Origin of the sequence: Janthinobacterium sp. SUN073 (assembly GCF_030397665.1) — a bacterium.
GTDB lineage: Bacteria > Pseudomonadota > Gammaproteobacteria > Burkholderiales > Burkholderiaceae_D > Janthinobacterium.
The window spans coordinates 325,693-333,796 of the sequence record NZ_JAPUBT010000006.1 but is presented as its reverse complement, the minus strand read 5'-3'; the positions used below and the strand labels follow the sequence as shown (position 1 = coordinate 333,796).

The 8,104-nt window shown below is 62.5% G+C and carries 7 protein-coding genes; 5 read left to right on the top strand and 2 right to left on the bottom strand.

Annotation, left to right across the window (positions count from 1 at the left end; genetic code table 11):
- The 4 genes from O0882_RS18620 to O0882_RS18605 form a co-directional block, all read left to right on the top strand.
- Window positions 1–232 (top strand): hypothetical protein (locus tag O0882_RS18620; protein ID WP_289950349.1); only part of this gene is annotated, 232 nt, incomplete at its 5' end.
- Between the two features lie 13 nt (window positions 233–245).
- Window positions 246–512 (top strand): PAAR domain-containing protein, encoded by a 267-nt coding sequence (locus tag O0882_RS18615; RefSeq protein WP_289950347.1) that lies wholly within the window; start codon window positions 246–248, stop codon window positions 510–512.
- Between the two features lie 100 nt (window positions 513–612).
- A complete protein-coding gene (locus O0882_RS18610; protein ID WP_143451712.1) occupies window positions 613–1,260 on the top strand; it encodes a hypothetical protein in 648 nt (215 codons plus the stop codon).
- Window positions 1,261–1,300: 40 nt separating this feature from the next.
- Window positions 1,301–1,735: a DUF695 domain-containing protein gene (locus O0882_RS18605; protein WP_100875823.1), complete on the top strand. Its 435-nt coding sequence runs from the start codon at window positions 1,301–1,303 to the stop codon at window positions 1,733–1,735.
- Here O0882_RS18605 and bla read toward each other — a convergent pair whose 3' ends face one another.
- Both bla and O0882_RS18595 read right to left on the bottom strand, forming a co-directional pair.
- On the bottom strand, window positions 1,736–2,629 hold the full coding sequence (bla, locus tag O0882_RS18600) for a class A beta-lactamase (RefSeq protein WP_289950341.1): 894 nt from the start codon (window positions 2,627–2,629) through the stop codon (window positions 1,736–1,738).
- Complete coding sequence (locus O0882_RS18595; RefSeq protein ID WP_289950339.1) at window positions 2,622–5,297, bottom strand: PAS domain-containing protein; 2,676 nt, start codon at window positions 5,295–5,297, stop codon at window positions 2,622–2,624. Before O0882_RS18595 ends, bla begins: the two co-directional genes overlap by 8 nt.
- Before the next feature lie 519 nt (window positions 5,298–5,816).
- On the opposite strand from O0882_RS18595, the gene O0882_RS18590 reads away from it, so the two are divergent.
- Window positions 5,817–8,048 carry a TonB-dependent receptor gene (locus O0882_RS18590; RefSeq protein ID WP_289950336.1) on the top strand — a complete coding sequence of 744 codons (2,232 nt, stop codon included), beginning with the start codon at window positions 5,817–5,819 and terminating at the stop codon, window positions 8,046–8,048.
- The last annotated feature ends 56 nt before the right edge of the window (window positions 8,049–8,104 follow it).

Genomic DNA, 8,104 nt, shown 5'->3' with positions numbered 1-8,104 from the left:
CGGCAGCAGTCTCGCCACCGCCCTGTCTTTAAATTCTTGTCCGTATCGTGCCAATTCATGCTCCAGTCAACGCTCCCAAGTTTACCAAACCTATCGGAGCGACAACCATTCTGACACCGGGGGGGATGCCGGCGGCGATATCTTCCGCAGCCGCGTCACGCCAGCCGTCGACCCGGCCAACTACGCGGCGCCATCGGTGGAAGCCATCCTGGAAAGCTCGGCGGGACAATAATTCGGGAGGCAGCATGCGCAAAGTCATCCGTTTGGGCGACGCCACGTCGCATGGCGGCAAGGTGCTCAGTTGTGCCGCCACGTATTTTACGGTCAATGGGATTGCGGTCGCCTGCGTCGGGGACTTGTGCAGCTGCCCCATCAAGGGGCATCAGGGCTGCAAGATTGCCAGCGGCTCGTCCCGGCACACCATCAACGGCATCGCCATTGCCTTTGAAGGCGATACCACCACCTGCGGCGCCAAGTTGCTCGCTGGTGGTGTCAACTTCCGCACCTCCTGACGTCCGCTCCTCCCTGTATTTCCTGGTAACTATATAATCTGCGCTTGGGCGATACCCGCCCCTGAACGTCGATTGAAGGAATGCCATGCCAGGATATTTCATGCGCTCTGTAGCGCTCTTTACCGTATCGGCCGTGTGCATCTCAGCCAGCGCCGCCGAGGTGGTGGCAGTGGATGCGCAGCAGCGCGCGTCCTTGCTGGAATTTTATGCGCAGCAATATCCGGGTGAGCCCGCTGCGCGCACCGTGTTCGAGAGCGTGCCCGTGGTAGGCGGCCGTGGCAGCGAAGTGGTGGGCAGCGTGGAAACGTCGCCGTACCGTGGCCATGGCGCGCTGTGCCGCACGCAGCGCACCAAGTTCGTGCAGCACGGTGAGGGCAAGCAGGCGCGCTGGCAGGAGGCGGGCATGGAGTATTACGCCTGGCTCGACCGTGGCACCTGCCGCGCGGTGGCTGAACCAGTGCGCATGCTGCAACGGATACCCGATGTGGAGCTGGAAGGCGTGTTGCTGTACCAGAAGCCACTGCTGGAGCGGGCGCGTTTATTGATGGCGGGTAACACTGCCTGCGCCCCATTGCGGGCGCTGAAGTTTACGCTGGCGGCCGTCGACGTGGGCGCCGCCGCACCGCGTGCCGAAGAGCGCTATGCGCTGGTGTTCAAGAGCGACCGCGACAGCTACGCCCGTGTCTGGCTGCGCAAGAGCGGCGCCCAGTATGACGCCTGGAATGTGACTTGCCCGCCAGTGCTGTAAGCTGCGCCTCCTCGATTTATTTTTTTTGACTGTTGCAACCATGAACGAAAATTCCACTTCCGCCCGCAGCTGGGGCACCATCGTCACGCATAGCGACGAGATGGCCATCATCTACCGCTATGTCGACACTTTCCATGACGACTGGGACCTGTCGTCGCAACCGGACCGCATCATCATCGCCTGGCGTTATGAAGATGAAACAGGCATGCCCGCGCCGAACGAGCGCGAGCACATGGAAGAGCTGGAAGCGGCGCTGGCGCCCGTGGTGGAAGAGGGCGGCTTCGCCACCCTGGCGCTGGTGTCGACCGGTGAAAACTTGCGCGAATGGATTTATTACACGCAGTCGGGCGAAGAGTTTTTCAACCGCCTCAACACGGCGCTGGCGCCGCGTCCGAAATTCCCGATTGAAATCCGCAGCGCGGCCGACCCCGCCTGGTCCACGTATGCGGGCTTCATGGCTGCTCTACCGAAATAATCAGACCAGCGCAGCCGTCACGATGCGCGTGGCGGCCGTGATGATGTCCTGATTCGTGTCCGCGTTTTTCTGTTCGCGCGTGTAGTACACGGCGATGACCAGCGGCGCGCCGCTGGCCGGGTAGGCCACGCCGATATCGTTGACGCTGCCATAGGCGCCCGAGCCCGTTTTATCCGCCACCTGCCAGCCGGCGGGCACGCCGGCGCGGATGCGCTTGTCGCCCGTCGTGTTGCCGCGCATCCAGGCGTCCAGTTGCTGGCGCTGCGGCGCCGGCAAGCTATTTCCCAACAACAATTGCTGCAGGCTGTGCGCCATCGACGCAGGGCTGGCCGTGTCGCGCACTTCGCCGGGGATGGCGCTATTGAGTTCCGTTTCCCAGCGTTCCAGCTGGAACACCGTATTGCCGATGCTGCGCGCAAACGCCGTCACGGCTTGCGGCCCGCCTAATAATGTCATCAAGAAATTGGCTGCGCTATTGTCGCTGTACTGCAAGGCGGCGGCGCACAGGTCGGCCACGCTCATGCCGTCGGCCAGATGCTTTTCCGTGATGGGCGAATAGGTGACCAGTTCCTTTTTCTCGTAACGCACGTGCTGCTCCAGCAAGCCCGGCTGGCTGACGCCGCGGGCAAGCACGGCGGCCGCCAGCATCGCCTTGAAGGTGCTGGCCAGGGGAAAGCGTTCGTCGGCGCGGTAGGCAACGCGCAGCTCGCTGCCGTGGCGCCAGGCGGCAACGCCAAGGCGTCCGCCAGCGGCCTGTTCCAGCGCGGCCAGTTGCGTGTGGGCGGCGGCGAGGCTGGTGGAGGGCGCGGCAAACAGCAGCGGTGCCGGGCACAGCAGGGCGGCGCCGCTGGCCAGCAGGAGGGTGCGGCGGACGTGGTTCAGGGATTCAGTCATGGTTGGTCGGTGTTGTTGGAGTGGAAAGGGTGGTCAGCAGTTCGCCGATGGCGAGCAGGTTGGCCGGTTTGGTCAGATGGTGGTCGAAGCCGGCCGCGCTCGATTGGCTGCGGTCGTTTTCGGCGCCCCAGCCCGTCAATGCGACGAGCACGACGTTGGCGCCGACCGGTATGCGGCGCAGCGCGCGCGCCACCTCGTAGCCGTTCATGCCGGGCAAGCCGATGTCGAGGAAGATAACGTCTGGCAAAAATTGAGGCGCCACGGCCAGCGCCTGCGCGCCGTCGTGGGCCACTTGCGTGGCATGGCCCATCATGTCGAGCACGGCGGCCAGGGTATCGGCCGCATCGATATTGTCGTCGACCACCAGCACGCGGAAACGGGGGCCGCTGGTGGCGCTGGCCGGCACGGCCGGTGCGGCGGATGCTTTCGCTTCCTCCAGCAGCAGGGGGAGGCGCACGCTGAAAGTGCTGCCCAGGCCGGCGCCGGGACTGGCCGCCGTGGCGCTGCCGCCATGCAGCTCGGCCAGGCGCCGCACCAGCGACAGGCCGATGCCCAGGCCGCCCTGCGCGCGGCCCATGTTCTGTCCCACCTGGGTAAACATGTCGAAGATGGTGGCCAGCGATTCGGCGGGAATGCCCACGCCGCTGTCCTGCACCTCGATCAGCGCCTCGTTGCCGTCGCGCCGCGCGCGCAAGCTGATGTGGCCGCCGGCGGGCGTGTACTTGGCGGCATTGTTGAGCAAATTGCCCAGTACTTGCGCCAGCCGCGTGGGGTCGGCCTCAAGCGGCAGCGCCTGCTCGTCGAGTTGCACCTGCAACTGGTGGTGGCCCGCTTCGATCAACGGCATGCTCGTTTCCACGGCGCTGGCGATGATGGTTTTCAAGTCCGCGCGTTCCAGCTTGAGTTCGATCTGGCCCCGCGTGATGCGGGCCACGTCCAGCAAATCATTGACCAGATGCACCATCTGATTGACTTGCCGCTCCATCACGTCGCGCACTCTCGCCACGGTGGCGGGCTTGTCGGCGGCCAGGCGCATGATCTGCAAGCCGTTGCGGATGGGCGCCAGCGGGTTGCGCAATTCGTGCGCCAGGGTGGCCAGGAATTCCGTCTTGCGCCGGTCCATTTCGGACAGGTTGTCGGCCAGCTGGCGCAATTGCTGCTCCGAGCGCTTGCGTTCGCTGATGTCGCTGAACAGCACCGTCAGCAGGCGGCTGCCGGGGCCGCCCAGGCGCGCGGCGAAGACCTCGAACCAGCGCTCCATGGCGACGGCTTCGTTTTCATAGCGCACGGGTTCGCCCGTCTTGACGACCTGGTCGTACAGGTCGAACCAGTGCTGGTCGTGCTCGGGCACGAAGCTGCGGATGGTCTTGCCGATGGCATTGTCCAGCCCCGACTGCTTGACGAAGGCGGCATTGCCTTCCAGGTAGCGGAAGTCCACGGGGCGGCCTTGCTCGTCGTACAGCATTTCGATGACGCAAAAGGCCTGGTCCATCAGCTCGATCAGGGTGCGGTAGCGTTCCTCGCTGCGGCGCAGCGCATCTTCCACCTGTTTCTGGCGCGTGACGTCGAGCAGGACGCCGGGAAATTGCAAGGGCGTGCCATCGGGTGCGTATTCCGCGCGGCCCCGCGCGATGACCGAGCGGTACTGGCCATCGCCGGCAGTGACGCGGTAGCTGGCTTCGAACGGCGTGTGCGCCTGCAGCGCTTGGGCAATCTGCGCGCTGACTTGCTCGCGGTCATCGGGATGGATGAGGTCCAGGTAGCGCGCCAGTGGCGCCGCCGTGGCCGTATCGGCATGGACGGAGAACAGGCGCGCCATGTTGCTGTCGGCCGTGACCCGGTCGGCCACGATGTCCCAGTTCCAGGTGGCCACTTCACCGGCCTCCAGGGTCAGGCGCAGGGTTTCCTCATTCTGCTTGCTGGCCGTCAAGTCGAGCGAGATGCCGGACAGGGCGATCACGTTGCCGGCGCCGTCGCTGGCGCAGGTGCCGCGCATGTGCGCCCAGTGCAGCGATCCATCGGGCCAGCGCACGCGGATGTCGATCTCGAAATCGCTGGCGCTGGCGATGGCTGCGTGCACCACCGTTTGCCAGTGCTGCAGCTCGCCGTCGAGCATGGCGCCCGTCAGCTGCGCGTAGTCGATGTGGCTGGCAGGCGGCAGGCCCAGATTGGCCTTGAACGCGTCGGAGCAGGCCATGCTTCCGCTGCCCAGGTCGATCTCCCACGTGCCCATGCGGCCGCCCTGCATGGCCAGGCGCAGCCGCTGTTCCGTCTGCCGTTGCTGCGTCACGTCGCAATGCGAACCCAGCCATTCAACGATGCTGCCGTCGGGCGCCAGCACAGGCAGCATGCGCACCACCATATTGCGGTAGGTGCCGCTGACGTGGCGCAGCCGGTATTCCGCTTCGAACACGCTCGTCAGATGTGACGGCATGACGTAAGGCAAGTTGCGGTCATCCGGATGCAGGGCATTGAGCCAGCCGCGGCCCAGCAGTTCGGCTTCCGTCTGGCCCGTGAAGGCACGCCAGGAGGGCTGGTCGGCATCGAACTGGCCGAAGCTTTTCGTGCTCCAGACGATGTCGCAATGGGCGCGCAGCAGCAAATGGGCGGCCTGGGCGGCGGCAATGGAGGAAGGGACGGCGTTGCTGGGCTGGCTCGGTTCTGGCATGGAGGCGATCGACGATGGTGCGGGGTACCGCCGCCGCACTGGGATGGGGCGGCATGGCAGCTCAATTCTGGCGATATTACAACTATTTTTACCCTCAGGGTTGTCTTGCAGGACGCCAATTCTGCTTTCTGCAGGCCACGAGAAAAAGGCGCGTCCTGCGGCAAATCATCGGGTGAAACAGCCAGGCAAGGGCGCTGTTGTGGCTGAATAACCACTAGTCGGCCCTTTATGTTGATGAATGAATATTTTACATAACAATATTCTTGCAGCGCATAAGGCGCTTGAATTAAATTGGCGCCTTACTTAAAAGTTGGTGTTCATCAGACATCCCAGAGATGCGGCCGCCACCGCTGTCAGCTTGGACGACAGCCAGGGCAGAGCCAGTGACGCCAGGAGCGGAGAAACATCCGCTCGCGCTGCCGCACCATGACGGTGCAGAGAACGCCAGCGCCGTACATAAGCCGGAGACAGGTTGGAAGACAGATTTCGCAATTCTTTTTTAAACTTCTGGGAAACAACATGATCAAGATGTCCAAGATGCACCAGCGTTTGTGCGCCAAAAGCGCCGCCATGCTGGCACTGTCCGCTGCCTTGCCTATCGGCTCGGCGTATGCTGATGAAGTCGCTGCTGATACGACCCCTGCCGCCAGCCAGCTGGAAACCGTGACCGTGACGGCGCAGCGCCGCAAGGAAAATATCCGCGACGTGCCCGTCTCCGTATCGCTGCTGCGCGACGAGAAGCTCGACGTGCTGGTATCCGGCGGACAAGATATCCGCGTGCTGGCCGGCAAAGTGCCTAGCCTGAACGTGGAATCGTCGAACGGCCGCACCTTCCCCCGCTTCTACATCCGCGGCTACGGCAATACGGACTTCAATACGTTTGCATCGCAACCTGTTTCCCTGATCTACGACGATGTCGTGCAAGAAAACCCCATTTTGAAGGGTTTTCCGATTTTTGACGTGGCTGGCGTCGAAGTGTTGCGCGGCCCGCAAGGTACCCTGTTCGGCCGCAACACGCCGGCCGGCGTGGTCAAGTTCGAATCGGCCAAGCCGAAGCTGGAGAAGGTCGAAGGTTATTACAACGTTTCCACCGCCACGCACAACACCAGCAATGTCGATGGCGCCGTCAACGTCCCCCTGAGCAATGAATGGGCCTTGCGTTTTTCGACCCTGCGCCAGCACCGCGACAATTATGTCGACAACACGTTTACGGGCAAGAAAGATGCGCTGGACGGCTACAATGAACACGCCGAGCGCGTGCAACTGCTGTACGCACCGAACACCACGTTCAACGCCCTGTTCAATGTGCATCAGCGCACCACGACCGGCAGCGCGCGCCTGTTCTTCGCCAATGCAATCAAGAAGGGCACGAATGACCTGGTCGATGGTTTCGACCCGCAAAAATCGTACACCAATGGCCAGAACTTCCAGCGCCTGCGCACCAGCGGCGCCAGCGCCCGCCTGAGCTGGGACCTGGACAGCGTCAAGCTGTTCTCGATCACCGGCTATGAAAAGGTCAACAATTACCTGAGCCATGGCGACATCGACGGCGGCGTACCTGGCCCTTCGAATAATTTGCCATTCCAGGTAGAGACGGCTGGCGGCATCAGCGGCGTCACCCAGTACAGCCAGGAATTCCGCGTCGAATCGAAAAACGCCGGTCCTTTGAACTGGCAGTCGGGCCTGTACTTCTTCGATGAAGATGCCAACGGTTTCACCGACAACTTCAACAGCGACACGGGCGCGCTGACCTCGCACGTGGCCAGCCATCAGAAAAACAAGGCCTGGGCCGCTTTCGGTTCCGTCAACTACGCCGTCAACGAAGATTTCATGTTGCGCGGCGGCTTGCGCTATACCAAGGACAAGAAGGATTTCAACACGGTCGAGGCGGACCGCGTGAAGCAAATCTCGCCCACCAGCGCCGATGTCAGCAAGGGCAAGGTCAACTGGGACTTGAGCGGCACCTATAAATACAATAAGGACGTGAACTTCTACGCCCGCATCGCCACCGGCTTCCGCGCGCCGAGTATCGCGCCAGCTGGCGACAAGGTGCCTGTCACCATCGCTGATGCGGAAACCATCCTGTCCTACGAGGCCGGCATCAAGGCTGACTTGTTCAACCGCCGCGCCCGCGTCGCCTTCAGCATTTACGATTACGAGATCAAGAACCAGCAACTGACCGTGGTTGGCGGCAGCTCGAACGTCAACCGCCTGATCAATGCTGCCAAGACCAGCGGCCGTGGCGTTGAGCTGGACCTGGAAGGCTTCGTGACGCCTAGCCTGAAAATGTCCCTGGGTGGCAGCTACAACTTCACCCAGATCAATGACGCTGGCCTGGCCGTCAGCAAATGCGGTTTTGCTTCCTGCACCATTCTTGATCCGATCAATGCCGCCGGCAACGTCGTTATCAACGGCAATCCGCTGCCACAGGCGCCAAAATGGATCGTCACGGCCACCGGCCGCTATTCGATCCCGCTGGAAAACGGCGAACTGTTCCTGTTCACGGACTGGGCATACCGCAGCAAGATTAACTTCTTCCTGTACGAAGCGGCCGAATACACGGGTAAATCGTTGCTGGAAGGCGGCTTGCGCGTAGGCTACATCTGGGATGCCGGCAAGTATGAAGTGGCCGCTTTTGGCCGCAACATCACCGATACCCGCCGCATCACGGGCGCCATTGACTTCAACAACCGCACGGGCTTCATCAATGAGCCACGTCAATTTGGTGTGCAGTTTAAAGGCAACTTCTAATTGCCTGATACGAGGCGCCGGCCCTTGCGGCCAGCGCCTGCTTCAACCCGCCCGGT